The sequence below is a fragment of the Mesorhizobium sp. M0983 genome (assembly GCF_040318975.1).
Classification (GTDB): Bacteria; Pseudomonadota; Alphaproteobacteria; order Rhizobiales; family Rhizobiaceae; genus Mesorhizobium.
The window spans coordinates 480,528-507,110 of the sequence record NZ_JAMYNH010000001.1 but is presented as its reverse complement, the minus strand read 5'-3'; the positions used below and the strand labels follow the sequence as shown (position 1 = coordinate 507,110).

The 26,583-nt window shown below is 62.3% G+C and carries 25 protein-coding genes; 17 read left to right on the top strand and 8 right to left on the bottom strand.

Features of this window, described 5'->3' with window-relative positions; all coding sequences use genetic code 11:
• The first annotated feature begins 80 nt into the window (after window positions 1-80).
• From NKH71_RS02595 to NKH71_RS02575, 5 genes are all read left to right on the top strand, one after another.
• Window positions 81-1,658 carry a trimethylamine methyltransferase family protein gene (locus NKH71_RS02595; RefSeq protein WP_352484532.1) on the top strand — a complete coding sequence of 526 codons (1,578 nt, stop codon included), beginning with the start codon at window positions 81-83 and terminating at the stop codon, window positions 1,656-1,658.
• Between the two features lie 130 nt (window positions 1,659-1,788).
• Window positions 1,789-2,274 (top strand): endonuclease domain-containing protein, encoded by a 486-nt coding sequence (locus tag NKH71_RS02590; protein ID WP_352894239.1) that lies wholly within the window; start codon window positions 1,789-1,791, stop codon window positions 2,272-2,274.
• Window positions 2,271-4,856: a GcvT family protein gene (locus NKH71_RS02585; protein ID WP_352547270.1), complete on the top strand. Its 2,586-nt coding sequence runs from the start codon at window positions 2,271-2,273 to the stop codon at window positions 4,854-4,856. The genes NKH71_RS02590 and NKH71_RS02585 overlap by 4 nt, the downstream gene beginning before the upstream one ends.
• Before the next feature lie 86 nt (window positions 4,857-4,942).
• Window positions 4,943-6,514: a glycosyltransferase family 39 protein gene (locus NKH71_RS02580; RefSeq protein WP_352495951.1), complete on the top strand. Its 1,572-nt coding sequence runs from the start codon at window positions 4,943-4,945 to the stop codon at window positions 6,512-6,514.
• A 25-nt stretch (window positions 6,515-6,539) separates the two neighbouring features.
• Entirely contained in the window at window positions 6,540-7,853 is a 1,314-nt protein-coding gene (locus NKH71_RS02575) for a M24 family metallopeptidase (RefSeq protein WP_023719948.1), read from the top strand.
• A 107-nt stretch (window positions 7,854-7,960) separates the two neighbouring features.
• Here NKH71_RS02575 and NKH71_RS02570 read toward each other — a convergent pair whose 3' ends face one another.
• Together NKH71_RS02570 and NKH71_RS02565 are read right to left on the bottom strand one after the other, a co-directional pair.
• Window positions 7,961-8,761 carry a phosphate/phosphite/phosphonate ABC transporter substrate-binding protein gene (locus tag NKH71_RS02570; RefSeq protein ID WP_023719947.1) on the bottom strand — a complete coding sequence of 267 codons (801 nt, stop codon included), beginning with the start codon at window positions 8,759-8,761 and terminating at the stop codon, window positions 7,961-7,963.
• An 83-nt stretch (window positions 8,762-8,844) separates the two neighbouring features.
• Complete coding sequence (locus tag NKH71_RS02565) at window positions 8,845-9,855, bottom strand: fatty acid desaturase (RefSeq protein ID WP_352894234.1); 1,011 nt, start codon at window positions 9,853-9,855, stop codon at window positions 8,845-8,847.
• A 228-nt stretch (window positions 9,856-10,083) separates the two neighbouring features.
• On the opposite strand from NKH71_RS02565, the gene NKH71_RS02560 reads away from it, so the two are divergent.
• The gene (locus tag NKH71_RS02560) at window positions 10,084-10,926 is read left to right on the top strand and encodes a helix-turn-helix domain-containing protein (RefSeq protein ID WP_023719945.1); all 843 of its coding nucleotides are present in this window, start codon (window positions 10,084-10,086) and stop codon (window positions 10,924-10,926) included.
• An 88-nt stretch (window positions 10,927-11,014) separates the two neighbouring features.
• Window positions 11,015-12,031: a betaine--homocysteine S-methyltransferase gene (gene bmt, locus NKH71_RS02555; protein ID WP_023719944.1), complete on the top strand. Its 1,017-nt coding sequence runs from the start codon at window positions 11,015-11,017 to the stop codon at window positions 12,029-12,031.
• Window positions 12,032-12,178: 147 nt separating this feature from the next.
• On the opposite strand, the gene NKH71_RS02550 is transcribed toward bmt, so the two are convergent.
• Window positions 12,179-14,299, bottom strand: coding sequence for a vWA domain-containing protein (locus NKH71_RS02550; RefSeq protein ID WP_352495950.1), 2,121 nt, complete (start codon window positions 14,297-14,299; stop codon window positions 12,179-12,181).
• 2 nt (window positions 14,300-14,301) lie between these two features.
• The gene (locus NKH71_RS02545) at window positions 14,302-14,862 is read right to left on the bottom strand and encodes an RNA polymerase sigma factor (protein ID WP_023719942.1); all 561 of its coding nucleotides are present in this window, start codon (window positions 14,860-14,862) and stop codon (window positions 14,302-14,304) included.
• Between the two features lie 304 nt (window positions 14,863-15,166).
• Here NKH71_RS02545 and NKH71_RS02540 point away from each other — a divergent pair, with 304 nt between their 5' ends.
• Window positions 15,167-15,448: a hypothetical protein gene (locus tag NKH71_RS02540; RefSeq protein WP_031194271.1), complete on the top strand. Its 282-nt coding sequence runs from the start codon at window positions 15,167-15,169 to the stop codon at window positions 15,446-15,448.
• 45 nt (window positions 15,449-15,493) lie between these two features.
• On the opposite strand, the gene NKH71_RS02535 is transcribed toward NKH71_RS02540, so the two are convergent.
• Together NKH71_RS02535 and NKH71_RS02530 are read right to left on the bottom strand one after the other, a co-directional pair.
• Window positions 15,494-16,180 carry a hypothetical protein gene (locus tag NKH71_RS02535; protein WP_352791118.1) on the bottom strand — a complete coding sequence of 229 codons (687 nt, stop codon included), beginning with the start codon at window positions 16,178-16,180 and terminating at the stop codon, window positions 15,494-15,496.
• An 89-nt stretch (window positions 16,181-16,269) separates the two neighbouring features.
• Window positions 16,270-17,844 (bottom strand): trimethylamine methyltransferase family protein, encoded by a 1,575-nt coding sequence (locus NKH71_RS02530; protein WP_023719938.1) that lies wholly within the window; start codon window positions 17,842-17,844, stop codon window positions 16,270-16,272.
• Window positions 17,845-18,152: 308 nt separating this feature from the next.
• On the opposite strand from NKH71_RS02530, the gene NKH71_RS02525 reads away from it, so the two are divergent.
• Window positions 18,153-18,851: a cobalamin B12-binding domain-containing protein gene (locus NKH71_RS02525; protein WP_023676506.1), complete on the top strand. Its 699-nt coding sequence runs from the start codon at window positions 18,153-18,155 to the stop codon at window positions 18,849-18,851.
• An 81-nt stretch (window positions 18,852-18,932) separates the two neighbouring features.
• On the opposite strand, the gene NKH71_RS02520 is transcribed toward NKH71_RS02525, so the two are convergent.
• On the bottom strand, window positions 18,933-19,073 hold the full coding sequence (locus NKH71_RS02520; protein ID WP_023676507.1) for an entericidin A/B family lipoprotein: 141 nt from the start codon (window positions 19,071-19,073) through the stop codon (window positions 18,933-18,935).
• A 64-nt stretch (window positions 19,074-19,137) separates the two neighbouring features.
• Between NKH71_RS02520 and NKH71_RS02515 the strand changes: the two genes are divergently transcribed.
• Window positions 19,138-19,767, top strand: coding sequence for a DUF1638 domain-containing protein (locus NKH71_RS02515; protein ID WP_023719937.1), 630 nt, complete (start codon window positions 19,138-19,140; stop codon window positions 19,765-19,767).
• Between the two features lie 4 nt (window positions 19,768-19,771).
• Here NKH71_RS02515 and NKH71_RS02510 read toward each other — a convergent pair whose 3' ends face one another.
• Window positions 19,772-20,686, bottom strand: coding sequence for an NAD-dependent epimerase/dehydratase family protein (locus tag NKH71_RS02510; RefSeq protein ID WP_352791117.1), 915 nt, complete (start codon window positions 20,684-20,686; stop codon window positions 19,772-19,774).
• Window positions 20,687-20,808: 122 nt separating this feature from the next.
• Between NKH71_RS02510 and NKH71_RS02505 the strand changes: the two genes are divergently transcribed.
• The 7 genes from NKH71_RS02505 (at window position 20,809) to NKH71_RS02475 (ending at window position 26,506) form a co-directional block, all read left to right on the top strand.
• A complete protein-coding gene (locus tag NKH71_RS02505; protein ID WP_023719935.1) occupies window positions 20,809-21,384 on the top strand; it encodes a DUF4893 domain-containing protein in 576 nt (191 codons plus the stop codon).
• A gap of 82 nt (window positions 21,385-21,466) precedes the next feature.
• Window positions 21,467-22,249, top strand: coding sequence for a formyl transferase (locus NKH71_RS02500; protein WP_023719934.1), 783 nt, complete (start codon window positions 21,467-21,469; stop codon window positions 22,247-22,249).
• Window positions 22,250-22,296: 47 nt separating this feature from the next.
• A complete protein-coding gene (locus NKH71_RS02495) occupies window positions 22,297-23,208 on the top strand; it encodes a fatty acid desaturase (RefSeq protein WP_352791114.1) in 912 nt (303 codons plus the stop codon).
• A gap of 236 nt (window positions 23,209-23,444) precedes the next feature.
• On the top strand, window positions 23,445-23,747 hold the full coding sequence (locus tag NKH71_RS02490) for a virulence factor (RefSeq protein WP_023719932.1): 303 nt from the start codon (window positions 23,445-23,447) through the stop codon (window positions 23,745-23,747).
• Entirely contained in the window at window positions 23,740-24,363 is a 624-nt protein-coding gene (locus tag NKH71_RS02485) for a methylenetetrahydrofolate reductase C-terminal domain-containing protein (protein WP_023719931.1), read from the top strand. Before NKH71_RS02490 ends, NKH71_RS02485 begins: the two co-directional genes overlap by 8 nt.
• A complete protein-coding gene (locus tag NKH71_RS02480; RefSeq protein WP_023719930.1) occupies window positions 24,360-25,451 on the top strand; it encodes a methylenetetrahydrofolate reductase in 1,092 nt (363 codons plus the stop codon). The genes NKH71_RS02485 and NKH71_RS02480 overlap by 4 nt, the downstream gene beginning before the upstream one ends.
• A gap of 80 nt (window positions 25,452-25,531) precedes the next feature.
• Window positions 25,532-26,506, top strand: a complete 975-nt coding sequence (locus tag NKH71_RS02475; protein WP_023719929.1) for a methyltetrahydrofolate cobalamin methyltransferase — start codon at window positions 25,532-25,534, stop codon at window positions 26,504-26,506.
• The last annotated feature ends 77 nt before the right edge of the window (window positions 26,507-26,583 follow it).

Genomic DNA, 26,583 nt, shown 5'->3' with positions numbered 1-26,583 from the left:
TAGTGGTCGCCGCCTCCGCAATGGCCGGAGGGCCGGCAGTCCATTATGCCGCCGCATTGCCGCAGCGTACGAGGACTATCATGACCGCCGCCCTTCAGCCCGCCGAACCGGCACTGGCAAACGACCGCGCCCGTCGCGGCGGCCGCGCGGGGAAGCGTGCCGGCGGATCGGCGGCGTTCGACCAGCCGCCGTTTCGCCAGTTGAAGAACCCGCTGACGCCGACCCGGCTGGTTTCCGAGGACGAGCTGGAATCCATCCACCTCGCCTCTCTGCGCGTGCTGCGGGAAATCGGCGTCGACGTGCTGCATGACGAAGCGCGGCGCATCATGAAGGCGCATGGCGCCGATGTCCGCGAAGGCAGCGAGCGGGTGCGCTTCGACAGCGACATGATCCTGGAACTGGTTGCGCACTGCCCGCCGGAATTCACCATCCACGCCCGCAACCCGGCGCACAATGTGCGCTTCGGTGGCGATAATCTGATCATCTCGATGATGGCGTCGGCACCCAATTGCTCCGACGTCGACCGCGGCCGCCGGCCGGGCAACCAGCAGGACTATCGCAACTTTCTCAAGCTTGCGCAGATGCACAACATATTGAATTGCACGGGCGGTTATCCGGTGGAGCCGATCGACATCCATCCGTCCGTGCGCCACCTCGAATGCATCCGTGACCTCGCCACGCTGACCGACAAGATGTTCCACATCTATTCGCTCGGCAAAGAGCGCAACGTCGACGGCATCGAGATCACCAGAATCGCACGTGGCATCAGCCACGAGCAGTTGCTTGCGGAGCCGTCGGTGTTCACCATCATCAACACCAATTCGCCGCTCAAGCTCGACGTGCCGATGATGGAAGGCATCATCCAGATGTCGAGCAAGGGCCAGGTGGTCATCGTGACGCCGTTCACCCTGTCGGGCGCCATGGCGCCGGTGACGATTGCCGGCGCGCTGGTGCAACAGAATGCCGAGGCGCTGTCCGGCATCGCCTTCGCACAGATGGTGCGCAAGGGCGCGCCTGTCGGCTACGGCGGCTTCACCTCGAATGTCGACATGAAGTCCGGCGCGCCGGCCTTCGGCACGCCGGAATATATGAAGGCGCAGCTGGTCGGCGGCCAGCTCGCCCGCCGCTACAACATCCCCTACCGCACCTCCAACACCTGCGCCGCCAACACCGTCGACGCGCAAGCCGCCTATGAAAGCGTGTTCTCGCTGTGGGGTGCCATCCAGGGCGGCGGTAATCTGATGATGCATGCCGCCGGCTGGCTCGAAGGCGGCCTGCGCTGCTCCTATGAGAAGACCATCCTCGACATAGACCTGTTGCAGATGGTCGCCGAGTTCCTGACGCCGCTCGATCTTTCCGACGAGGCGCTCGGTTTCGACGCCATCCAGTCGGTCGGCCCCGGCGGCCATTTCTTCGGCACCCAGCACACGCAGGACCGCTACAAGACCGCCTTCTATGCGCCGATCATTTCGGACTGGCGCAATTTCGAGAGTTGGGCGGAGGCTGGGTCACCGACCGCGCTCGAAAAAGCCAATCGCGTCTGGAAGGAGCGGCTGGCCTCCTATGAAGAGCCTTATATGGACCCGGCGATCCGCGAGGAGCTCAATGCTTTCGTCGACAAGCGCCGGGCCGAAGGCGGCGCCCCGACCGATTTCTGATCATCTGATGAGTAGTCGACCCCCACTCCGTCGAGCTTCGCTCGACACCTCTCCCCCGATCGACGGGGTAGAGGAAGGGCGCGAAACGATTCCAGTTGGCGCCCTTCCTTTCCCCCCGGAGGGGGGAGAGGTGGCGCCGCGAAGCGGCGACGGAGTGGGGGAAGCCGTTCATGAAACGCGCAGCCGCCGCAAAACAGGCACAACCCAGCGAGCGCGTAGCCTGCGGCAAGCAGGCAATCAGGCCGAAGCACTGCTTTGGCCTGAACTAAAGGCGCGCAAGCTTGGCGGCTATCGCTTTACGCGTCAGTTCTCCATCGGCGCCTTTTTTGCAGACTTTGTCTGCCGCGAAAAATGGCTTGTTGTTGAAGTCGACGGACAACAGCACGCCGGCAGTTCATATGACCGCCGCCGCGATGATTTCATGCGCGCCCAAGGCTACTCGATCCTGCGTCTTTGGAGCCATGACGTCCTGAAACATCGTACTTCCGTCTGTGAAACCATTCTTGCCGCGCTTGATGGCAGGCTGGCCGAAAACATCGCTCTATTCGATCTCCGCTTTGTTTTCGCGCCCCGCTCACTCGATTCAATCTCTTCAAAAACGGAACTATCTTCATGAAATCTCATGCAAAAGCGGTTGTTATCGGCGGCGGCGTCGTTGGCTGCTCGGTGCTCTATCATCTGGCCAAGGCCGGCTGGACCGACATCATGCTGATCGAGCGTTCGGAGCTCACCTCCGGCTCGTCCTGGCATGCGGCGGGCGGCTTTCATACGCTGAACGGCGATCCCAACGTCGCCAAGCTGCAGGCCTATACGGTGCAGCTTTACAAGGAGATCGAGGAGATTTCCGGCCAATCCTGCTCGCTGCACCTGACCGGCGGCGTCATGATGGCCGACACGCCAGAGCGCATGGACTTCCTTCGCCTCGCCCATGCCAAGGGCCGCTATCTCGGCATGGACACCGAACTGATCACGCCGTCCGAAGCCAAGGCGATGTTCCCGCTGATGGACGAGACGAATTTCGTCGGCGCTATGTGGGATCCAGTCGAGGGCCACCTCGACCCTTCCGGCACCACCCACGCCTATGCCAAAGCCGCCCGGAAGCTCGGCGCCGAGATCGTGCTGCGCAACCGCGTCGTCGAACTGACGCAGGAGGTCGACGGCACCTGGAACGTCGTCACCGAGCAAGGCACGATCAAAGCCGAGCATGTCGTCAACTGCGGCGGCCTTTGGGCGCGCGAGATCGGTCGCATGGTCGGCGTCGAGCTGCCGGTGCTGGCGATGGAGCACATGTATCTCCTGACCGAGCCGATGCCGGAGGTCGAGGAATTCAACAAGTCGACCGGGCGCGAGATGATCGGCGTGCTCGACTTCAAGGGCGAGATCTATACCCGCCAGGAACGCAACGGCATCCTGCTCGGCACCTATGAAAAAGCCTGCAAGCCGTGGTCGCCGGTCAACACGCCATGGGATTTCGGCCACGAGCTGCTGCAGCCCGACATCGACCGCATCGCGCCGTCGCTCGAGATCGGCTTCAAGCATTTTCCCGGCATCGAGAAAGCCGGCATCAAGCAGATCATCAACGGCCCCTTCACCTTCGCGCTCGACGGCAACCCGCTCGTTGGCCCTGTGCAGGGCCTGACCAATTTCTGGTGCGCCTGCGCCGTCATGGCCGGCTTCAGCCAAGGCGGCGGCGTCGGCTTGGCGCTGTCGAACTGGATGGTCCATGGCGACCCCGGCTTCGACGTCTGGGGCATGGACGTTGCGCGCTTCGGCGAATGGGCAACGCTGCGCTATACCAACGCAAAGGTGCGCGAAAATTATTCGCGCCGTTTCTCCATCCGCTTTCCCAACGAGGAATTGCCGGCGGCAAGACCGGCGCAGACGACCCCGCTTTACGACACCATGCTCGCCAACAACGCCGTCATGGGCGACAGCTGGGGTCTCGAAACCCCGCTCTGGTTCGCGCCGAAAGGCTCGGAGCCGAAGGACATCGTGTCCTTCCACCGCTCGAATGATTTCGGCGCGATCGGCGAGGAAGTGTGCGCCACCCGCGAGAGGGTCGGCGTCACCGAGATCGCCAACTTCGCCAAATACGAAGTCTCCGGACCTGGGGCCGAGGATTTCCTCAACCGGCTGATGACCAACCGCATGCCGAAGACCGGCCGCATCGTGCTGACGCCGATGCTGAACGAGTTCGGCAGACTGATCGGCGACTTCACCATCGCCAAGGCGGGCGAAGAACGCTTCATGATCTGGGGTTCTTCGGCCGCGCAAAAATATCACATGCGCTGGTTCGAGAAGCATCTGCCGAAGGACGGTCCAAGGGCGTCGGAGGTGCGCATCCACCGCTTCGACCAGACGCTGGTTGGCCTCTCCATCGCCGGGCCGAAATCGCGCGACCTGCTGCAGAAACTGGTCGACGTCGACATCTCGACCAAGGCCTTCCGCTTCATGGATTTCCGCGAGATGGCGGTCGGCGGCGCGCCCTGCATGGTCAACCGCATCACCTACACCGGCGATCTCGGCTATGAGATCTGGATGGCGCCGGCCTATCAGCGTCTGGTCTACAAGGCGATCAAGGAGGCCGGCGAAGAGTTCGGACTTGTTGATTTCGGCATGCGCGCCCTGCTCTCGATGCGGCTTGAAAAGAACTTTCCGACCTGGTTCCGCGAGCTACGTCCGATCTACGGACCGTTCGAAGGTTCGATGGACCGCTTTATCAAGCTGGAGAAGAACGATTTCATCGGCCGCGAGGCAGCGGCCAAGGAACAGGCGGCAGGGCCGAAGCTGCGCCGCGTTTCCTTTATCGTCGATGCTGCGGATGCCGACGTCATGGGCGACGAGCCGATCTGGGCCAAGGTCGGCGACAAGGATTTCGGCACGGTAGAAAAGCCGCATGGCTATGGCGCGCCGCGCTTCGACGCGGGCGGCAAGGAAGTGCGCGGCTCGAACGCCGCTGAAGGCGCGTCTGCCGTGCGCGGTATTGTCGACGGCAACTGGCGCGTGGTCGGCTGGGTCACCTCCGGCGGCTATGCGCATTATGTCGAGAAGTCGATGGCGCAAGGCTACGTACCGGCAGTGCTTGCCGAAAACGAGAGCGCCGGGCTGTTCGAGATCGAGATCCTTGGACACCGGCGGTCGGCGCGCATCAACGTCGAGCCGCCCTTCGATCCGAGTGGCGAAAAGATGCGAACGTAGGTGCAGCCAGCCGGTCGCATTGTGCGGAGCACGCTCTTCATGCTAGCCCAGCCGGCAACTGTGCCGGCAGGGGCGATGAGACTTCCTTGAAGTACGACATGAAATGGGCCGAGTGGCTGGCCGAGGGACGGATCGGCCCCTTCCCGGCGGCGATCGTCATGGTCGCGGCTTATTTTGCCTTGCAGACCATCATACTGTCCCTGTTGAGCTCTTGGGCGGGAACCGGCGTCGGCATCGACGATGCGGAGCAGCTGATCTATGTACCGTATCTCTGGGCTGGATATGGCGGCTCGCAACCACCTCTCTACACCTGGATCAATTGGCTGGCCGCGCATGTTTTCGGCACCAGTATCTTCACGCTGAAGCTCGTCAAATACTCAGTGCTGTTCCTCGCCGCCTGCAGCGTGTTCGCCGCCATGCGGCGGTTCGGCTACACCAAGGCGACAGCGGCGGCGGCCATGTTCGGCCTGTTTACGATCCCGCAGGTCGTCTGGGAATCGCAGCGCGCTTTGTCGCATTCCGTCGCCGTCGTCGGCTTCTGCTCGCTGCTCCTGCTCACCATGGCCTATCTTCTCGAGCGGCGTAGCATGATTGCCTATGCGGCGTTTGGCCTGGCCACGGCGGCGGCAATTCTTGCCAAGTATAACGACGTCTTCCTCGTGGTGGCCCTTGTTGCGGCAGCGCTGTCGCTGCGCGAATTGCGCAGCGCCATCCTTGATCCAAAGTTCGCAATCAGCATAGCGGTCGCGATATTGGTGCTGGCACCAACCACCTATTGGAGCCTCATGCATCCCGCCGATTTATTGTCGAGAGGCGAGAAGTTCGGAATAGACCCGCAACAAGGGCGCATCGCGGCGGCCTTTGTCGGCGCCGGCAAGTTTGTCATGGGGACCTTCAATTTCGCGGTCTTGCCGGTGCTCGTTTCCGCGCTGGCCTTCGGGGTGGCGAAGTTCCGTTTCTCCGAGCGGCACCCGAAACGTCCGGCCAGGGAAATTCTGTTGTGGCGTAGCTTGGCGCTCGGCTTGGCTATGCTGGCAATACTTGTGCTGGCCACCGGCGTGACGGTTGTCAAGGACCGCTGGCTGCTGCCGGTCCTGTTCATGTTGCCGCTGGCCATCGTCGCCACTATGGAACGGCTGGCGCCGCGCGGCAGGAATGCGCAGCTCCTGGTGATCGCGGCTGGAGCGATCATCGCCGTGTTGCTCGCGCCCGCCACTTGGTACGTCCAGATAAACGGGACCAGTGGCCTCTCCCGCATGATCCGCTTGGATTACCCGGCCCTCTATCGCCAACTGACCGCGGACGGACCGGTGAAAACTGCAATATCCGACGGTGCATGGGTCGGCAACCTGCGGCTGGTCGACGAAAAACTGGTCGCACTTGACCAGGAAGTGCCTAATTTCGAAACGCTGATGCGGGGGCCGGCCGTACTCGTCTGGCTTGATCACGACGATCCGCGGCCGGTCATTTTGGACCAGCTCAAAGCGGCCGGCTATGAGCCGGACGGCCAACCGCGGCAAATCATGGTTCCGCTGTTGCGTGGCACCGACAAGTCCGCCCGGCCCGGCGCATTCGTCCGACTGAAGAGAATGGAAGGAGCCATGGCGCCCAAGGAAGGCGCTGGCGAAGGAGTCGAGGGTGGACAGGAATCCGACTGACCGGCCCCGTCATCATCGCAAGATCATGCCGTTCGAGCCGGAGGACTCGATCGATGCGCTGCGCAAAAAATCGCGCCTGAAGGCCGCTGAACTCAACCAGCATCTGCTGGGCTATGGTGCGCTGGCGGAAGCCGAGTGGCAGGCGGCGGGTATTGACGCTCCTGACTTGCCCGCCATGCGCCGATACCGGCTCGAGCGCATCCGCGCCGAGCTGAAGCGCCGCGACTATGCGGGAGCCCTGCTCTACGATCCGGTCAACATCCGCTACGCGACCGATGCGACCAACATGCAGCTCTGGGTCGCGCACAATCCGACCAGGCATTGTTTCGTCGCCACCGATGGGCCGGTGGTACTGTTCGACTATTTTTCCTGTGAGCACCTTTCCGACCATTCCGGCGTCGTCGACGAGGTGCGGCCGGCGGTGTCGTGGGCGTATCTCTACAGCGGCGAGTTGACCGGGCAAAAAGTCCGCCGCTGGGCAGCCGGCATCGCCGAGCTGGTACTGGAACATGGCGGCGGCAATCGCCGTATCGCGGTCGATCACATCAATCCCGAGGGCATCGAGGAACTCGCCCGTCTCGGCATTTCGACCGGCAATGGCGAGGCGGTGATGGAAAATGCGCGGCTGATCAAATCGCCCGACGAGATCCTTGCCATGCGCCGGGCGATCGTCGCTTGCGAGGCGGCGATGGGCGAGATGGAGCAGGCGCTGAGACCTGGTATTTCCGAGAACGAATTGTGGGCCGAACTCCATCGCGGCAACATCGCGCGCGGCGGCGAATGGATCGAAACCCGGCTCCTGTCGTCGGGTCCGCGCACCAATCCGTGGTTCCAGGAGTGTTCGTCGCGGACGATCGAGGCCGGCGATCTCGTCGCCTTCGACACCGACCTGATCGGTCCTTACGGCTTCTGCGCCGACCTGTCGCGCACCTGGCTTTGCGGTGACGCGCCGCCGTCGCAGGAACAGCGTGACCTGTTTCAGATCGCTGCCGACCAGATCGCCCACAACACCGAACTGATGCGGCCGGGCATATCCTTCCGCGATCTCGTCGAGGGCTCGTCGGTGCCGCCGGGAGACTGCTTCCCGGCGCGCTACGGGGTGCTCTATCACGGCGTCGGCCTGGCCGACGAATACCCGACATTGCCGCATGCCGGCGACTGGACCGACGACACGCCGGACGGCGTGCTTGTGTCAGGCATGGTGCTGTGCGTCGAGAGCTACATCGGCAGGCTTGGCGCCTACGAAGGCGTCAAGATCGAGGAACAGATCCTGATCACCGACACCGGCAACGAGAAGCTTTCGACCTATCCGCTCGACAATCGGCTGCTTGGGGGCTGAGCGAACCTAATGCATGTCGCGCAAAAGTGTGCAGCGGTTTTGCGATAACGACATGCGTAAAACAAGAATTTAAAGCGTCGCATGAGGCCGACCGGACGCGACGCGCTTTATGTGAGCGCCTCGATCGCCTCGCGCATCATGGCGACGATCGTTTCCGGCGTCCTGCTGGCCGTGATGAACGGCAATCCTTTGCGCCGCCTTGTCCAGCCGACGACCGTCATCTTCTGCGCTGCAGGCTCGAAACGCTGCGCCAGCGCCCAGCTCTCGCAGTCGATCGCCGCGACGTCGGCCCTGCCCTCGGCAACAGCAACAATCGAAGCGCGGTGCCCCCAGCTTTCGCTCAGCGCGGAAAAGATATCCAAACTCTCGCCCAGTGCTTGCAGGTCGCGTGTCGGCGCGATGATGCCCGACATGGAATCGAGGCTGTTGAAGGTGAAACGTTTGCCGCGAAGCTGATCGAGCGGAATGACGGCGCCGCCGTCGGCCGGCGACCTTGCCGGCGGTGCCTCGCCCGCCCTCATGACGATGGCGCTCGAATAGAGTTCGCCCTGTCCGCCCTCAAAGGCGTCGTAGCGCGGCTGGCCGACGAGGTGGACACGCTGCGACAGGCCGAGTTCCATCGGTCCCCAGCAGGTTTGCGCAAAGAGCAGCGCCGGGTGCAGCCAGAGCCGGTGAAAATCCAGTTCGTCCAGCGGCAATGTCGCCGGATCGGGCGCGATGAGTTTTCCCTTATCGTCGCGAATACCGCCAGGCACCGGGGGCAAATCGCCATTGCGGCGGATAATCGTCTCCGGCGCATCGATGCCTTTTTGTCTGAAAGCATCGCGCAGCCGCGCCCATTCTGCGTCGACCTCGTCCCGCGCTTCCGGCCAGTCGTACATCGGCAAAGCCGCAATGAATTCGCTCATGCCGGGATTTGACCGTTATGCAGGGAAATTGACAAGGTCAGGAAAGCGTTGCCCGCGCGGCAGCGCCTGCAATGCCGCGAGGATCATTCCTTCGGCGGCTCGGCGGGTACCGGTGCGCTGCCAAGCCCATTGAGGCTGCGTGCCCTGACGCGCGGCTTGAACGCGCGTCTTGGTTCCGGCATGCGCCGCAGCACGGGATGGACGATCGGTTCCTTCGCCTTGAAGGCATAGGCCTTGAGCAGCGCGAAATAGTTCGGATAGGCGTAGCCATTGTTCATCCGCAGCCACTCGTCGCGGCGGTCGCGAAACAGCTTCGGCAGCCTGTACCAGGCCACCGTCGGGCTCTTGTGATGGACGAAATGCAGATTGTTGTTGAGGAACAGGAAGGACAGCGGCGAGCGCTCGACGATGATCGTGCGGCCTTCCGGATGTTCAGACCATTGATGCTCGGCGTAGGTGCGGATCGAAATCAGCGACTGCCCAAGCCACACCGGCACCAGTATGTAGAGCCACAACGGCATGCCGAAGCCGAACTGCACGACAGGCAACACTACGGCGAGGCCGATCGCATGCAGCAGCCATGCCTTGCAGATGGAATTGTCGCCCGCGGCAACCTGCCTGGCGTCGTCGATGAAGAAGCCGATGCAGGAGAGCCACGGACCGAGCACCAAACGCCCGAGCATCGTGTTGTTGACCTTCAGCAGGAACTTCATAGCCGACGGCAGCTCTTCGTGCTGCCAGAGCGCCTTGTAATAGCTTTCGGGATCGTCGAGCGGATCGGTCAGGCGCTCGTCTGCATGGTGGCGCAGATGAATGGTCTTGAACCGGCGAAACGGCCAGACAAGGCCAATCGGCAGGAACACAACGGCTTCGTTGAGCCGCGCGTTCCGGGTTGGGTGGCCGTGCAGGGCCTCGTGCATCAGCGAGGATTGCAGCGCCGCAATCAGGGCCAGAAGGGCGAGCGCCAACAGCGGGTAGGATGGCCAGAGCAGAAAGCCGGTAGCGAGCCAGCCGCCGTAGCAGAAAAGTGCGAGAAACACCGTCGGCCATTCGATGGTCGCCGCGCCATGTCGCCTGTTGCCCATGCTCGTCATGCTATCGACCACTGCCTTCCAGTCGCCGGAACCCGTTTGATTCCTGACAGCATTGTGTCAGGAGCGTTGCATTGCTGCAACGCGATAAAGCGCACAAACTGTTGCGATTGCGCATTTTCAGCTGCACATGTTATGCATTGTAAACAACGCACCGGATTCATTTACGCCTGAAGCTCCGCGTTCGCGGCTTCAGCGCAAATTTTTCCTCCTATCGGGTGGGGTGGCGATTTGGACAAGCGCGACCTGTCGACGATCTTTCGCGAGCGCCTGAAAATGCTCTTGACAAGGTCCGATCTGAACCAGTCGGCCTTCGCCGCCGCGGTTGGCATCGACCGTTCGGCGCTGTCGCAGCTGCTCTCCGGCGCCTCGACCCGCCTTCCCCGCGCCGAAACGCTGCTCAACATCGCCGCCGAATTCAAAGTCTCGCTCGACTGGCTGCTCGGCCTCAGCCAGGACGAGGGCGTCACCGGTGAAATCCGCGAGAGCCTTGAGATCGAGGAGGCGCCGGACGGCTTCGACCGCACGCTGCTGGCTCGCTGGCATGCCGAGGCGGCGGGAACGAAAATCCGCTACGTCCCGGCCGGCATTCCCGATCTTCTGCGCACCGAGGCGCTTGTCGACTATGAAGCCGTCATCGCCAACAAGAGCCGCGAGGCACAGGCCGGCGAAACGCAGTACCGCATCGACTACAACCGACGGCCCGAAACCGACATGGAAGTCTGTATGCCGCGCCACACGCTGGAGATCTTCGCGCGCGGGCTGGGCGTGTGGGACCGCTTTCCGGAGGCCGACCGCCACCAGCAGCTCCTGCACATGGCGACGCTACTCGACGACCTCTATCCCACCTTCCGCCTGTTTCTCTATGACGGGCGGATGCGCTATTCGATCCCGTACACCATCTTCGGGCCCTATCGCGCAGCCATTTACGTCGGCGACATGTATCTGGTGCTGAACGCCACGCAGCCGATCCGCATCCTGACCAGCCATTTCGACAATCTGATCCGTGCCGCGGACGTCAACGCGCATGAAGCGGCCAGCTTCACACGAAAGCTGGCGGAGATGCGATTTTGACCGGTTGCTCTCCGTGTCGACATTGACGGCACATAAAGAATTCTTTATATCCTTATCTCAGTTATTCTTCCGGGAAGGCGTATTTCACATGACCAATCCGATCGACGCTCTGCTTGCCGAAAAGGGCGTCCTGCTCGCCGATGGCGCCACCGGCACCAATCTGTTCGCGATGGGCCTTGAGGCCGGAGAGGCTCCTGAGCTCTTGAACGAGACCGCGCCCGACACCATCACCAGCCTGCACCAGAACTTTGTCGATGCCGGCGCCGACATCATCCTGACCAACTCTTTTGGCGGGACCCGCCATCGGCTCAAGCTGCACCATGCGCAGGACCGCGTCCACGCACTGAACAAGCGCGCCGCCGAGATCGCAAGCGCCGTCGCCGGCAAGGCCGGCCGCAAGGTGATCGTGGCCGGCTCAGTCGGCCCGACCGGCGAATTGCTGGTGCCGCTCGGCGCCATGACCTATGACGAGGCGGTCGAGGCCTTTGCCGAGCAGATCGAGGGCCTGAAGGCCGGCGGCGCCGAAGTCGCCTGGATCGAAACCATGTCGGCGCCGGACGAGATCCGTGCCGCCGCCGAAGCCGCCATCCGCGTCGGCTTGCCCTATACCTATACCGGCTCCTTCGACACCGCCGGCCGCACCATGATGGGGCTGCTGCCGAAGGACATCCACGGTGTCGTCGACGGCCTGTCGCAGACGCCGCTCGGTGTCGGCGCAAATTGCGGTGTCGGCGCCTCCGATATTCTCGCTTCGCTGCTCGACATGACCGAGGCGAAGCCCGAGGCAACGGTGATCGTCAAGGGCAATTGCGGCATCCCCGAATTTCGCGGTGCCGAGATCTACTATTCGGGCACGCCCGAGCTGATGGCCGATTATGTGCGCCTGGCCGTCGATGCCGGCGCCAAGATCGTCGGCGGCTGCTGCGGTACCTCGTTCCAGCACCTTGCCGCCATGCGCAAGGCGCTCGATGCGCACACCAGGTCGGATCGCCCGACCGTCGAGCAGATCGTCGAACGCATCGGCCCGATGCGCAACAAGCAGGCGACGGTCAACGTCGCCGAGACCAGCGAAGCCCGCCGCGAACGGCGCCGCGGACGCGCCTGACGCTTTCGGCTGCGACGCGGTCCGCGAAGCGGTGCAGCCACGAAAAAAGGCCGGCAAGGTTTCCCTCGCCGGCCTGCCTCACCCGCCCGTAGGCCGGTTCCCCCTGTCAGAACGATCCCATCTGAAAGAAACCGGCCATCATTGCCACTACCGGTTACCGCCGAGCGCCGAGGCAAGGCGCACAAGCGAGAGGAACTCGGACCGGTACCCAAACGGGTCGGCTCCTCTGGCGGCGGTGGCAATCTCCATGATCTTGTCGTAGCCGAACTTCGCGGTCGCATCCTCGTCGCGCAGCTTCTGGCCGAAGGCAGCGACGGCAACGGAGAAACGCTGGTCGGTGCTGGCCTGGTCGAACGATGCCACCTCGTTGGCTGACGTCACCGGCGTGGTGATCAGCTTCGAAGTGTCCTCGTTCGGCAGCTTGTAGCGGATTTTGACGAAGGCATATTCGTCGGCATTGGCGACACCGCCATTGTTCACCGAGGCCTGGCCATAGCGCAGCTGATCGATCTGTTCGCCGCCGCTGCCCTTAGGCGTGATCTCGTAGATCGCGGTGACCGAATGGCCTGAGCCGATCTCGCCGGCGTCGACGCGGTCGTTGTTGAAATCCTCGCGGTTCAAGGCGCGGGTCTCGTAGCCGATCAGCCGGTATTCCGAGACCTTGTTCGGGTTGAACTCGACCTGGATCTTCACGTCCTTGGCAATGGTGAACAGTGTCGAGGAGGCATCCTCGACCAGCACCTTCTCGGCCTCCGCCAAAGTGTCGATATAGGCGGCGGTGCCGTTGCCGTTCTGGGCGATGGTCTGCATCATCTGGTCGTTCAGGTTGCCGCGGCCGAAGCCGAACACCGACAGGAACACGCCTGTCTTGCGCTCCTTTTCGATCAGCCGCTTCAGGTCGTCGTCGTCGGTCTGGCCGACATTGAAATCACCATCGGTGGCGAGCATCACCCGGTTGATACCGTCCTTGACGAAGGATTTCTGCGCCAGCCTGTAGGCTTCCTTGATGCCCGCCTCGCCTGCCGTCGAGCCGCCGGATGTCAGGTTGTCGATGGCAGCGAGGATCTTGTCCTTTTCCGAAGCCTTGGTGGGCTCCAGCACGGTACCGGCATCGCCCGCATAGGTGACGATCGAGACGGTATCGTCGGGTCTCAGCTTGTTGACCAGCAGCCGAAAGGCCGACTGCAGGAGCGGCAGCTTGTCCTGCTCGTTCATCGAGCCCGACACATCGATCAGAAAGACCAGATTGGCCTTGGGCTGCTCGGCCGGCTTCACGTCGAAACCCTTGATGGCGACATGCATCAGCCTGGTGTGCTCGTTCCACGGAGTCGGCATGACGCTGACGGTCGAGTTGAACGGCGTCGAGGCGGAGTCCGGGCCTTTCCAGTCATAGGGGAAGTAGTTGACCATCTCCTCGACGCGCACCGTATCGGCCTGCGGGATAAAACCTTCCTTCAGCGAGCGCCGGACGAAGGAATAGGAAGCGGTGTCGACATCGATAGAGAACGTCGAGACCGGGTCTTCGAGTGCGGCATGCACCGGATTGGTCTTGAAATCCTCGACCCGGTCACGGTTTTCCTCTCGCGGCAGCATCTGGTCGGCCGGCGCAGCGGCAGGCTGCTGTGCCATCAGCTTGGACTCGGCAACCGTGCCAGGCATGCGTCCGACCCGCGCGCCACCATCGACTGCCGGAGCCACGGAGTTTGCACCGCCATCCAGCGCAAACTCGCCGCTCTGCGCCGGTTCGGGTGCATTGCGGGTGAGCACATCCTGCTGCGTCAACCCGCCGACCGCGGTCGATTCCGCTTTCGGCGGCGATGTCGGCGCCACAAGCGCCTCGCCGGCGTCGCGGCTTTCGCTGTCGGCGTCCGCCTTCTTCTGCTTATCTGCTTCGGCAACAACCGGCGGTTTGACGGTCGCCGGCTTGTCAGCCAGCGTTTCGGTGATCTTATCGTCGCCGCCGAATTCGGGCCCGCCGAATTTGGATTCCCCAAGCATATAGATGGTGGCGTATCCGGCGATCGGCAGGGCAACGAGCCCGGCAATGGCCGGCGTGGCGAAGAGTTTCTTTTGCATGATTTCGCTCCAGAGCCTTTGTGCTCGCTCTGTGAGACGAAGCCCGCCTGCCGATCCTTGGGCGGCCGGTAAAGTTTTTTCTTCCATGTCATAGGCGCGCAGCGCGGCCTGGAGGGCACGCGCCTTTGCATCCGCGTCAGGCGCCGGTGCTGCGATATCGCGCAGCCTGTTCAGTTGCTTGTCGTCGACCATGGTCACACTTCCCCGGCTGAACGCATCAGCGTCTTCAACCGTTTCTTCGCCTCATGGATGTGCCAGGAAACCGTCGTCTCCGAGATCGCCATCGCCTCGGCGGCGGCTGCGTGGCTCAGCCCTTCGCCATAGACCAGCAGCACCGCGTCGCGCTGCTTGTCCGGCAGCTTGCGCACCGCTGCCCAGAGCGCCTCGACCGGGTCTTCCGCCTCGGACGAGGTTTCCCCCGAAATCAGCGCATAGGCGCCATAGGCCTCGGTCTTGGCCGTATCGCGGGCGGTCTTGCGCATCATGTCGCGCGCCGCATTCAGCGTCATGGTGTAGAGCCACGTCGTGAAGGCGCCGCTGCCGTGATAGTCGCGGATCGCCCGGCCGAGCCGAACGCACACTTCCTGGGCGATATCCTCGGCGTCGGCCTTTTTCCCGCACCAGCGATAGGCGGCGCGATAGACGAAACCGTAGTGCCTTTCGAGCAACTTGCCGAAAGCACCCCTGTCTCCGCCCTTCGCCCGCCCGATCAGTTCGGCGTCGGAGGCTTCGCTTTCGTCCAGCATCATCGCCATCATTTGCCTGTTGGACGAAGGCTAATGGCGATTCCTTGGGTGATGGGAAGAATTTTTTGGCGGGCAGTCACGTCGTAATGGTTGGCGCGCCTTGGCCGAGCGTCTCCGCAAACAGCATCGTCAGCCGCTCCCAGTGGCGTTCGGCGCCGGCTGCATCGAAGGCACTATGTGGAGCCGCCACGTTCACAAATGCGTATCGGGGTTGCTTTACGCTGGCTTTGTGCACAATTTCGCCGACTGCCTGCCATGCTATGGCGGCCTGAAGTGAACGGCGCGCTTCAATTTGCCAAGGGACGGAGCTCATATGTGGCTGACGGCATTCCTTGCTTTTTTCGCGGGTGTTTTTGGCGCCAATGGCGTCCCACATTTCGTGAGTGGGATAACCAAGGGTTCCTACCCGTGCGTCTTCGGTAACTCCGCCGTGCCCAATCTGATAGCCGGCTGGGCGAGCTTCGTGGTGGCCCTCTTCGCGTACGGGGCCAACTTCGCACAGTATCCCATCGTCTCGTTGGTCTCTGGTGCCATCGGGGTGCTGCTGATGGGTCTCTTTCACGCGGCGGGGCTGGCTTTCGGCCAAAAATCCTGAGATCGGAACGGTCGACGTCTTTGCGTGCAGCGGGGTCTTGTCTGGCTAGCGCGCGAATGCTGCCATGTGAAAGGCCTGAACCTCGGCCGGATAGCGATAATCGATGCCGTAAGGACAGGCGTTGCGATCAAGGCAGCCGCCGGTCCGGCAAGGTCCGCCGTTTTGCCCACGCACATGCGCCAGACAGGTTTCATGCACAAAACCATCCGCAGAATAAGCCGCGACCGGACAGGATTTCAGGCAAGGTTTTTCCAAACATGTGTCGCAAAGGTGAATCACGTCGCGACGTTCGTGGAGCGCAATCTCGTTCTCGAACAACAGCGCGCCGCGATAGGCATGCCAGAGCCCGTATTGCGGATGCATGAGGATGCCGAGCGGCGACGGCTTCAGCCCCTCCGCCTGCATCGCCCATTGCTGGAACGGCAGATAAGGCCTGTCGGACGGTGACACCGCGCGTGCCCCGAATTTTTCGGCCACAGCGCCGATCACTCCGCGCGACCATCTGTCGAGCGGATCGTCGATCGGCTGTGACTGTTTCTCCAACCAGCGCAGGAAGTGCGGCCAAGGTACGGCGCCTGCCTGCCCCACCAGCAGGACGGATCTGGCGGCGGCGCCGGAGAGACCGGAAGGTGTCCCCTCACCGCCCGCAAAATTGAAGCCGCCGCGCAGGATGAGGCCGTGGGCGGAAAGCGCGGCCGCGATGGTTTCGACCATGCCGCGCTCGAGAATCATCCCTTCTTGTCCGGGTCGGAGAAGGCGCTCCGCCAGACTTCCTTGTGGATGATGTTGGCGACTTTAGCCCCGCCTGATTCGGGCTCCTTTCAGGTGAAGGCGTCGGCCATCGACGCCTTCTTCCTGGCGATGAAGTCCTTCAGCCCGTCGTCGATGCCCTGGTCGAGATAAGGCGCCTCGTAGCTCTCCAGCCAGCGGCGGGCGAGCTCGTTGGCGCGCTGCGGCGCGGTTTTTTCGCCTTCGGCCAGCCACTGCTCGTAGGAATTGTTATCGGCGATGTTGGAGCGGTAGAACGCGGTCTGGAAATTGGCCTGGGTGTGATCGCAGCCGAGGTAATGGCTGCCCGGACCCACCTGGCGGATGGCATCCATCGCCTGACCGTTTTCCGACAGGTCGACACCCTCGGAGAACTTCTGCGTCATGCCGAGTTGGTCGATATCCATCATGAACTTTTCGTAGCAGGAGGCGAGCCCGCCCTCGAGCCAGCCGGCCGAATGCAGCACGAAATTGGTGCCGGCGAGGATCGTCGAATTCAGCGTGTTGGCGCTCTCATAGGCCGCCTGCGCATCGGGGATTTTCGAAGCACAAAGCGAGCCGCCGGTGCGGAACGGCAGCCCGAGCCTGCGAGCAAGCTGGGCGGCGCCATAGGAGACCAGCGACGGCTCCGGCGTGCCGAAGGTCGGCGCGCCCGACTGCATCGAGATCGACGAGGCGAAGGTGCCGAACAGTACCGGCGCACCCGGCCGGATCAGCTGTGTGAACGACGCCCCGGCCAGAACCTCGGCCAAAACCTGGGTCAGTGTGCCGGCGACCGTCACCGGGCTCATCGCGCCGGCAAGGATGAACGGCGTGACGATGCACGCCTGGTTATGGCGCGAGTAAACTTTCAGCGCTCCCAGCATGGTCTCGTCGAAGACCATCGGCGAGTTGGCGTTGATCAGGCTGGTCAACACCGTGTTGTTCTCGACGAAATCGTCACCAAACACGATCTTGGCCATCGCCACCGTATCTTCGGCGCGCTCGGGCGCGGTCACCGAGCCCATGAACGGCTTGTCCGAATATTTGATATGGCTGTAGACCATGTCGAGATGGCGCTTGTTGACCGGCACGTCGACCGGCTCGCAAACCGTGCCGCCCGAATGGTGGATCGATGGCGCCATATAGGCAAGTTTTACGAAATTCCGGAAATCCTCGATCGTCGCGTAGCGCCTGACGCCGTCGAGATCGCGCACGAAGGGCGGTCCATAGACCGGCGCGAACACGGTCGCGTTGCCGCCGATCTGCACCGAGCGCTCGCCGTTGCGGGCGTGCTGGGTATAGACGGACGGAGCGGTCTTCAACAGCGAGCGGCAGAGGCCCTTGGGGAAATGCACCCGCTCGCCCTTGACGTCGGCGCCCGCCTCTTTCCAAAGCTGCAGTGCCTCGGCGTCGTCGCGGAAGATGATGCCGATCTCTTCCAGCACCGTGTCGGTGTTCTTTTCGATCAGCGCCAGGCCTTCCTCGTCCAGCACTTCATAGACGTTGATCTTGCGCTTGATATAGGTGAGCTGTGTACCGGGGCCGCCGCCCGAACGTGCAGCCCGGCGCGCTGCGGCGCCACCGCTGGCAGCGCGCCCGCGCCGTGCGTTTGACGCTTCCTGATCGACCGGCGCGTTCTCACTCATAATCGTTCTTCCCTGGCTTTCGTTCTGGCCTGATTTGCTTTGGCCGGGCTCTTGTTCCGGCCTGAAATCCATTTGCAGCCGCATATTGCGGTCTCTGGCCGGATCGTAGCCATGCACCTTATTCGAAACGGCCCGCCAGCGCCAACGCCTGTCGCAAAATCGACAAGAATTCCAAGAGATTTACGGTCGCTTTCGTTTTGCGGGAAGTCGCAAATCAGCTATGGACAACCGGCCCGCGCGGGTTAGGTAATGGCGCGATATTTTTAAGCTGCCGCGATAGTTGTAGCCGGCAAGGAGCCTGAGAAAAAATGGCCGACGACGAGATCATCCTTTCGGAACTCTCCGACGACGAGTTGGTGCAGCAGATGCACGACGACCTTTATGATGGGTTGAAGGAAGAAATCGAGGAAGGCACCAACATCCTTCTCGAGCGCGGCTGGGCGCCTTACAAGGTGCTGACCGAGGCTCTGGTCGAAGGCATGCGCATCGTCGGCGAGGATTTTCGCGACGGCATTCTGTTCGTTCCGGAAGTGCTGCTGTCGGCCAACGCGATGAAGGCCGGCATGTTCATCCTGCGTCCGTTGCTTGTCGCCACCGGCGCGCCGAAGCAGGGCAAGATGGTGATCGGCACCGTTAAGGGCGACATCCACGACATCGGCAAGAACCTCGTCGGCATGATGATGGAAGGCGCCGGCTTCGATGTCATCGACCTCGGCATCAACAATGCGGTCGAAAAATATCTCGATGCCATCGAAAAGCATCAGCCCGACATCATCGGCATGTCGGCCCTGCTGACGACGACCATGCCTTACATGAAGGTCGTCATCGATACGATGAAGGAAAAAGGCATTCGCGATGATTATGTCGTGCTGGTCGGCGGCGCGCCGCTCAACGAGGAATTCGGCAAAGCCGTCGGCGCCGACGCCTATTGCCGCGACGCCGCGGTGGCGGTCGAGACCGCCAAGGACTTCATGAAGCGCAAGCACAACGTCCGCGCTTCGGCCTGAGTCAATAAATTCGGCACCGACGAGAAAAGCCGCGCCTTGCAGTGCGGCTTTTTTATTCCCAAATGTTTGAAATCGTGCAGATCAGGGTTTCTTGACGGTATCGTCAACCGCCTTCGCAGTGGATTTGATATCCTTACCGACGCCGCGCACCGTGTTGGCGCAGGCCGAAACAGCCAGGGCGCAGGCGAGAATAGCGATTGGCGCAACGCGGAACAATTTCATGATTGGTGTCTCCCTCAGAATATAAATTCGCTGGACAGCAACGAAGATGGATTAGACTGGTTCCATGACTACCGCGCGAAAACAACAATCCGATCAAGGCGACAGGCTGCTCGTCATCGCCTGCGGGATGATTGCGCGCGAAGTTCTGGCGGTCAAGGAGCAGCTCGGGCTCGACCATCTCGACCTGACCTGCCTCCCGGCGGAGTTCCATTTCTATCCGGACCGCATTGCGCCGGCCATGGACAAGGCAATCGCCAAGGCCAGGGCTGACGGCTACAAACACATCTTCGTCGGCTATGCCGATTGCGGCACGGGTGGCCTGCTCGACCGGATCTGCGAGAAGCATGGCGTCGAGCGCATGGCCGGGCCGCATTGCTTTGCCTTCTACCAAGGCATGGATGCCTATGCGAAGGTTGCCGATGACGACATGATGTCGTTCTACATGACCGATTTCCTCTGCCGGCAATTCGATGCCTTCTTCATGAAGCCGCTCGGCCTCGACAAGCACCCGGAGCTGATCAAGGACTATTTCGGCAATTACGAGAAGCTGATCTACATCGCCCAGACCGACGACCCGGAACTCGACAAGGTCGCCGAAAAGGCGGCGAAAATGCTCGGCCTCGCCTATGAGCGCCGCTCGACCGGCTACGGCGACCTGACGAAGGAACTGGCTGGGGCCTCAGCCCTGGCCTGACACTTTAGGCACCGTTTTCTTCAGCTTCGAGCCCAGCGAGCACATCGGCAAAGCTCGTCTTGCAGACGAAATCCAGCCGGTCCCTCGCCCGGGACGCATCGTAGACCCGGTTGATCGACGAAAACATCGTCCAGCCTTTCTTCAAGTAGCGTGCCGGATAATCCGGAAAATAGCGCGCGACGATCGACGGTGCGTCGGCGATCAATGCCGCGCAATCGTCGGGCTGGAAAGGTGTCGGTGCCGAGATGATGAAGGTGTCGAAGCCCAATTGCGGCGCTTTCTCCAAGGCAGCGATGTGGGCGTCGGCAGCATCCTCCACCGTCAGCCGGCGAAACAACAGCTCATTGGCCTTGGTGTTGGCGTCCGACTGTTCGATCACATGCGCCATATCGTCTGCTTCGGGAAAGAAGCGGGCGGTGCGCAGTACGATCACCGGCAGGCCGAACTGGATATGGTAGAGCCGACAAAGATGTTCCGCCGCAAGCTTTGTCACGCCGTAGATGTTGCGCGGTTCAGGCGACATGTCTTCCGTTAGCCAAGCCGCCCTGCCGGGCAAGCCGGCGCGGATGGCCTGGGTAATCATCAGCGATGTCGTCGACGTGAAGATGAAGCGCTGAACGCCGAAAGTTGCCGCCGCATCGAGCAGGTTGAGCGTGCCGCGCACATTCGTCTCGACGAAATTCTCGTTGCGATGATGTTCGATGTCAGGCTTGTGCAGCGCGCCACTATGGATGATGGCCTCGATGCGGTTCTCCTCGACCGCCCTCATGACCAGGTCGCGATCGGCGACTGAGCCGACGATTCGCGTTTCCGAGGATGGGACGGGATCGAGGCCAGTGACGTCATGGCCGAGAGTCCGCAGGCGTGGCGCCAAGGCCCTGCCCAGCCAACCCGACGATCCCGTCAGCAAGATCCGCATTCTTTCCACCTCGTTTCTGCTGTCGATGCTCAAGCAAGGATGACAGAGCGCGGCGAAACATTAAGGTATGCGCCAGACAAGAAAACAGGCTGCTCCAGTCATCAAAAGGGAAAACGCCACCAATGATCGCTCGCCTTATGTTTGCCGTAGCAGCTGTCCTCTGCTTGACGTTGCCCGCGTTCGCCGATGGCGAAGTGCAGAAGCTGATCACCGCTGCCGACAAGGCGCGCCTCGACAAATATGGCGAGACGCGCAAGGCAGCGCTTGACGAGGCGAAGGCCGGCGATCCCGCCGAGGTCAAGCAGCTCGACGCCTTGCTGGCAAAGCCGCTGGTTTCCTTCTCCGACAAGGACCTGACCGGCAATTGGCAATGCCGCACCATCAAGGCCGGCGGATTGAGCCCGCTCGTCATCTATGGCTGGTTCAAATGCAAGGTGAGCGACGACGGTTCCGGCTGGAGACTGGAAAAGATCACCGGTTCGCAGCGCACCAAGGGCCGCTTCTTCGACGATGGCGAGAAACGCGCGATCTATCTAGGTTCCTTCTACGTCAACGACGATCCGGCAAAGCCCTACGGCAGCGGCCCGGAAAGCGATCAGGTCGGCTATGCCTTCCGCCACAGCGCCAGCGAATGGCGCATCGAGTTCCCGGCGCCCCACTACGAATCGAAGCTCGACATCCTCGAATTCAAGCGCTGAGCCCGCCCCCGATCACCAAGGGTTAACCCGGTCAACCTAGCATTCGCGCACAAAGAACAGCTCTTTGCGGGGGTCGCGAAGCATGGCACGGTCGAAAACAAACCAACGGCCGATCGTCGTCGTCACCGAAGGCGGCCCGCATATCTGGGCGATCGTCAACGCCATCGCCGACCACCTCGCGCCTGTCAGCGTCATCCTCGAAACCCCTGAATCCAAAAGGCAATTGCTTCTCGGGCGGGCGCGGCGGCAAGGCTGGACCTCGGCCATCGGTCAACTCGGCACGATGATGCTGACCCGGCTCGGCAAGCGCTTCTTCGCCGGCCACGCAGCACGGCTCGCCGCCGAGCAAAAGCTGCAAACCGAACCGAAGCCTGGGCAAAAGATCGTCCAGGTCTCGTCGGCCAACGCGCCGGAGTGCCTGCAGGCGATCGAGAAAATCCAGCCGGGTGTCGTGCTGCTCGCCGGCTGCCGCTTGCTGTCGCGGCAGACGCTGGCGAAAATCCCTTGCCCGGTCCTCAACTACCATGCCGGCATCGCCCCGAAATATCGTGGCATGAACGGCGGCTATTGGGCGCTGGCTTCAGGCGATGCGGAAAACTTCGGCACCACCGTGCATCTGGTCGACGCCGGCGTCGACACTGGCGGGGTGTTGCGGCAGGCACGCGGCAAACCCCAACCTAGCGACACTATTTCAAGCTACGCGTTGCGGCAGGCGGCATTCTCGCGCGACATCTGCGTCGAGGCGGTCAGGGATGCGCTGGCCGGCAAGCTCGGCACGGTCGATCCCGGTCTGCCTTCGAGACAATGGTATCATCCGACGGTCTGGTTCTATCTCTGGACCGGGATAAGAAACGGCGTCTGGTGACACGCGCGCCGATTTACCCGACAGCCACCCGCCGCTAACATTGCATCATGAGCGACATTGACCACCGCACCATCATTGCCGGTCTTTCGGTTGAGGAACGTCGCGACCTCACCGCCCGGGTCGACGGGCCAGGCATTGTCCGGCTGGCCGTCCATGGCGGGCTGGTTGTCGTGCTGGGCGCACTGATCGCCGCCCGCATCCCGTTCTGGCCGCTTCTCGTCTTGCCGCAGGGGATCCTGATCGTCTTCTTCTTCACGCTGTTGCACGAGACCATCCATGAAACGGCGTTCAGAACGGCGTGGCTCAATCGCGCTGTTGCCGCCGTGGCCGGCTTCTTGATCCTGCTGCCGCCCGCATGGTTCCGCTATTTCCATTTCGCCCATCACCGCCACACCCACGACCCGGACAACGACCCCGAACTGATGGCGCCGAAGCCGGAGACCATCAGCCAATATCTGCGCTATCTGTCCGGCGGCCCCTATTGGATAGGCATGGCGCGTGTGATCGCAACCAATGCGGCGGGCCGCAACCGCGACGGCTTTGTGCCGGAAAAGGGCCGCGGCAAGGTGGTTATTGAAGCGCGGCTGTTCCTGATCGGCTATGCGGTGTTGCTGGCCGCATCGCTCGCCGCACAGTCGGCGCTGCTGTTGTGGGTCTGGATCGTGCCGGTGCTGGTCGCACAGCCGTTTTTGCGGGCCTACCTGCTGGCCGAGCACGCATTGTGCCCGCATGTCGCCAACATGCTCGAGAACACCCGCACCACCTTCACCACAAGGCTGGTGCGCTTCGTGGCTTGGAACATGCCGTACCATCCCGAGCACCATTCCTATCCGGCCGTTCCCTTCCATCGCCTGCCGCGCTTCCATGAGATCATCGCGGAGCATTTACGCACGACCGAACGAGGTTACGTGCGCTTCCACAGGAAACTGGTCGGCAGCTTCGATGGCCGCGCCGGCTGACCAGTGCTGGAAGAGACTCCGCTTTCAGCCGCAGCCGTCGATTGCGTCGCTTTTGAAGGCCCCCGCGTCGTCCCATAACAAGCAGCCCAACAGCGCTTCCGGCAATGCTCGAAACCACTGCATCGGCCCAAAGGATCGGAATCGATCTTCGGAGGGCACGATGCAGCGGAGTTAGGTGGTAGAGCATCGTTTGTGCGTTCGATTGGACGCGCGGCGCTCTCCAGGAGCAGGAATTCATGGCCGATCTGATCGTCGTCTACTGGCGCGACATCCCCGCCCAGGTCATCATCAAGAAGGGCCGGCAGAACGCCAAGCGCGAACTGCCGCTGCGCTTCACCGAGGCGATCGACATGTGCGCCATGCGCACCGGCGCCGGCGGCACCGACGACTATCTTGCCGAATGGCGCAAGGCAGAGCCCGTCCCAGTCAGTGACGATCTTGAAGTCGAGGCCGAGAAGGCTCTTCAGGAGCTCGATGCGAAATACGACCGTGAGCGGCTGGTCGCTCTGGTCAAGGCGGGCGGCAAAGAAAATGTCTGATCCCCAATCAATGCCGGCGACGACGGCTCAAGGCGGCGTGACCCAGGCGACAATCGTCAAGAAGGCGGCGCCGAAATCCGACTACAAGCCGGCTGACGTGTCGCCGCAGCGGCGCGTGCAGCGCTCGTTTGCGGTGCGGCTTTGGTCGGTGCGGCATTCGCGGCTGCTCGAGTGGTTCTACGCCAAATTCGCCGACATGTTCCTGACTCTCCACCCGCTATGGAAAGGCATCGGCTACAGCCGTGTCGAAGGGCCGGTGAAATTCGTCGAGAAGCGCGTCAAGGGCTTCATGTTCGACTGCCGCATGTGCGGTCAGTGCATTCTTTCCTCGACCGGCATGTCGTGCCCGATGAACTGCCCTAAGCAATTGCGCAACGGCCCTTGCGGCGGTGTGCGCGCCAACGGCAATTGCGAGGTCGAGCCTGATATGCCTTGCGTCTGGGTCAAGGCCTGGGAAGGCTCGCAGAACATGGTGCATGGCGACAAGATTTTGGACGTGCAGAAGCCGGTGGATCAGTCCTTGCGCGAAACCTCCGCCTGGCTGCGGGTGACCGCGCAGGCCGCGGCCGCCCGCAATGCGGCCCAGAATACTACGAACACCGGAGCGTCGGCATGATCGGCCGTCAGCCAGACGAGAATCCGGCCGGCATCCATTTGCCGCTCGATCCCCTGCCCGGTCACACCTCGCGCGGCCGGCTTGAGCGGGTCCTGCGGCGCGGCGAGTTCGCAGTGACGACCGAGCTCAATCCGCCCGACAGCGCCGATCCGGAAGACGTCTACAACCGCGCCAGGATTTTCGACGGCTGGGTCGACGCGATCAATGCCGTCGACGCTTCCGGGGCCAACTGCCACATGTCGTCGGTCGGTATTTGCGCGCTGCTGACCCGCATGGGTTATGCCCCGATCATGCAAATCGCCTGCCGCGACCGGAACCGCATCGCCATCCAGGGCGACGTGCTGGGGGGTGCCGCGATGGGTGTTGCCAACATGCTGTGCCTGACTGGCGACGGCGTGCAGGCCGGCGACCAGCCCGGCGCCAAGCCGGTGTTCGATCTCGACTGCATGTCGCTGCTCGAAACCTGCCGCATCATGCGCGATAACGGCAAATTCCTGTCCGGCCGCAAACTCACCACGCCGCCGCAGCTTTTCCTTGGCGCGGCCATCAACCCGTTCGCGCCGCCGATCGATTTCCGGCCGTATCGGCTGGGCAAGAAGATCGCCGCCGGCGCGCAGTTCGTGCAGAGCCAGTACTGCTTCGACGTACCGATGTTCCGCACCTACATGCAGAAGGTCCGCGACCTCGGCTATACCGAGAAATGCTTCATCCTGTGCGGAGTCGGGCCGCTGGCCTCGGCCAAGACGGCCAGATGGGTCCGCTCCAACGTGCCGGGCATTCACATTCCCGATCAGATCGTCAAGCGCCTGGAAGGCGCTCAGGATCAGAAGAAGGAAGGCAAGCAGCTCTGCATCGACATCATCAATGAGGTGAAGGAAATTCCAGGTGTGTCCGGCGTCCATGTGATGGCCTATCGCCAGGAAGAGTATGTCGCCGAGATCGTCGACGAGTCCGGCGTGCTGAAGGGCCGCCGGCCGTGGAAGCGCGAAATCCGCCGCGACGACCAGCTCGTTGCCGACCGGCTCGACCACATACTGCATGACGACCTCACCGAAACCCAGGTCGACATGGTCAAGACCGCGCATTGACAGCGCGAATCGTCAGCATTCGCTTGATCAGAAACAGATAACGATATAAAGAACTCTTTATATCACGATGGAGAGATTTCATGACCCGGACCATCGTCGCCTCGGCGACACGAGAAATCATCATCGGCTTCGATCAGCCCTTCTGCGTGATCGGCGAGCGCATCAACCCGACCGGCCGCAAAAAGCTGGCCGCCGAAATGATCGCGGGCAATTTTGAGACCGTCATCAGGGATGCGCTGGAACAGGCCGCCTGCGGCGCAACCATGCTCGACGTCAATGCCGGCGTCACCTCGGTCAACCCGAACGAGACCGAACCCGGCCTGCTGGTGCAGACCCTGGAGATCGTGCAGGGCCTGGTCGACCTGCCGCTGTCGATCGACTCCTCGGTGACCGCGGCGATCGAAGCGGCGCTGAAAGTCGCCAAGGGCCGACCGCTGGTCAACTCCGTCACTGGCGAGGAGGAAAAGCTCGAGGCCATCCTGCCTCTGGTCAAGAAATACAACGTTCCGGTCGTCGCCATTTCCAACGACGAGACCGGTATTTCGATGGACCCCGACGTGCGCTTTGCCGTCGCCAAGAAGATCGTTCAGCGCTGCGCAGACTTCGGTATTCCGGCGCATGACGTGGTCGTCGACCCGCTGGTCATGCCGATCGGCGCGTTGGGCGATGCCGGCCGCCAGGTGTTTGCACTGCTACGCCGCCTGCGCGAGGAGCTCAAGGTCAACACCACCTGCGGCCTCTCTAACATCTCGTTCGGCCTGCCGCACCGTCATGGCATCAACGCCGCCTTCATTCCGATGGTGATCGGCGCCGGCATGACCTCGGCGATCATGAACCCGGTGCGGCCGCAGGAAATGGAAGCGGTGCGTGGCGCCAATGTGCTGAACGGCACCGATGAGAACTGCACCAACTGGATCAGGACCTACAAGGATTACAAGCCTGCCGAAGGCGGCCAGGCCGTTGCCGCCCGGACGCAGGTCAACGCGCCGGGCGATGGCAATGGCAATGGCGGACGCAGGCGCGGCGGCCGCGAAGCGCGGATGGCCCGGGGTTGAGCCATGGCTTGGCCGACACGATATGGGGCTTAGGACTGGGGAGGAACCGAAACACTGCGGCATCGCTGCCGCGGCCA

Excerpts from the sequence above, each read along its gene's own strand:
- NKH71_RS02500 (WP_023719934.1), top strand. The coding sequence starts at position 21,467 with ATGGCACGGTCGAAAACAAACCAACGGCCGATCGTCGTCGTCACCGAA.
- NKH71_RS02475 (WP_023719929.1), top strand. The coding sequence starts at position 25,532 with ATGACCCGGACCATCGTCGCCTCGGCGACACGAGAAATCATCATCGGC.
- NKH71_RS02565 (WP_352894234.1), bottom strand. The coding sequence starts at position 9,855 with ATGACGAGCATGGGCAACAGGCGACATGGCGCGGCGACCATCGAATGG.
- NKH71_RS02520 (WP_023676507.1), bottom strand. The coding sequence starts at position 19,073 with ATGAAATTGTTCCGCGTTGCGCCAATCGCTATTCTCGCCTGCGCCCTG.
- NKH71_RS02595 (WP_352484532.1), top strand. The coding sequence starts at position 81 with ATGACCGCCGCCCTTCAGCCCGCCGAACCGGCACTGGCAAACGACCGC.
- NKH71_RS02515 (WP_023719937.1), top strand. The coding sequence starts at position 19,138 with ATGACTACCGCGCGAAAACAACAATCCGATCAAGGCGACAGGCTGCTC.
- NKH71_RS02485 (WP_023719931.1), top strand. The coding sequence starts at position 23,740 with ATGTCTGATCCCCAATCAATGCCGGCGACGACGGCTCAAGGCGGCGTG.
- NKH71_RS02550 (WP_352495950.1), bottom strand. The coding sequence starts at position 14,299 with ATGGTCGACGACAAGCAACTGAACAGGCTGCGCGATATCGCAGCACCG.
- NKH71_RS02570 (WP_023719947.1), bottom strand. The coding sequence starts at position 8,761 with ATGAGCGAATTCATTGCGGCTTTGCCGATGTACGACTGGCCGGAAGCG.
- NKH71_RS02490 (WP_023719932.1), top strand. The coding sequence starts at position 23,445 with ATGGCCGATCTGATCGTCGTCTACTGGCGCGACATCCCCGCCCAGGTC.
- NKH71_RS02540 (WP_031194271.1), top strand. The coding sequence starts at position 15,167 with ATGTGGCTGACGGCATTCCTTGCTTTTTTCGCGGGTGTTTTTGGCGCC.
- bmt (WP_023719944.1), top strand. The coding sequence starts at position 11,015 with ATGACCAATCCGATCGACGCTCTGCTTGCCGAAAAGGGCGTCCTGCTC.
- NKH71_RS02495 (WP_352791114.1), top strand. The coding sequence starts at position 22,297 with ATGAGCGACATTGACCACCGCACCATCATTGCCGGTCTTTCGGTTGAG.
- NKH71_RS02535 (WP_352791118.1), bottom strand. The coding sequence starts at position 16,180 with ATGATTCTCGAGCGCGGCATGGTCGAAACCATCGCGGCCGCGCTTTCC.
- NKH71_RS02585 (WP_352547270.1), top strand. The coding sequence starts at position 2,271 with ATGAAATCTCATGCAAAAGCGGTTGTTATCGGCGGCGGCGTCGTTGGC.
- NKH71_RS02510 (WP_352791117.1), bottom strand. The coding sequence starts at position 20,686 with ATGCGGATCTTGCTGACGGGATCGTCGGGTTGGCTGGGCAGGGCCTTG.
- NKH71_RS02505 (WP_023719935.1), top strand. The coding sequence starts at position 20,809 with ATGATCGCTCGCCTTATGTTTGCCGTAGCAGCTGTCCTCTGCTTGACG.
- NKH71_RS02480 (WP_023719930.1), top strand. The coding sequence starts at position 24,360 with ATGATCGGCCGTCAGCCAGACGAGAATCCGGCCGGCATCCATTTGCCG.
- NKH71_RS02530 (WP_023719938.1), bottom strand. The coding sequence starts at position 17,844 with ATGAGTGAGAACGCGCCGGTCGATCAGGAAGCGTCAAACGCACGGCGC.
- NKH71_RS02545 (WP_023719942.1), bottom strand. The coding sequence starts at position 14,862 with ATGGCGATGATGCTGGACGAAAGCGAAGCCTCCGACGCCGAACTGATC.
- NKH71_RS02525 (WP_023676506.1), top strand. The coding sequence starts at position 18,153 with ATGGCCGACGACGAGATCATCCTTTCGGAACTCTCCGACGACGAGTTG.
- NKH71_RS02575 (WP_023719948.1), top strand. The coding sequence starts at position 6,540 with ATGCCGTTCGAGCCGGAGGACTCGATCGATGCGCTGCGCAAAAAATCG.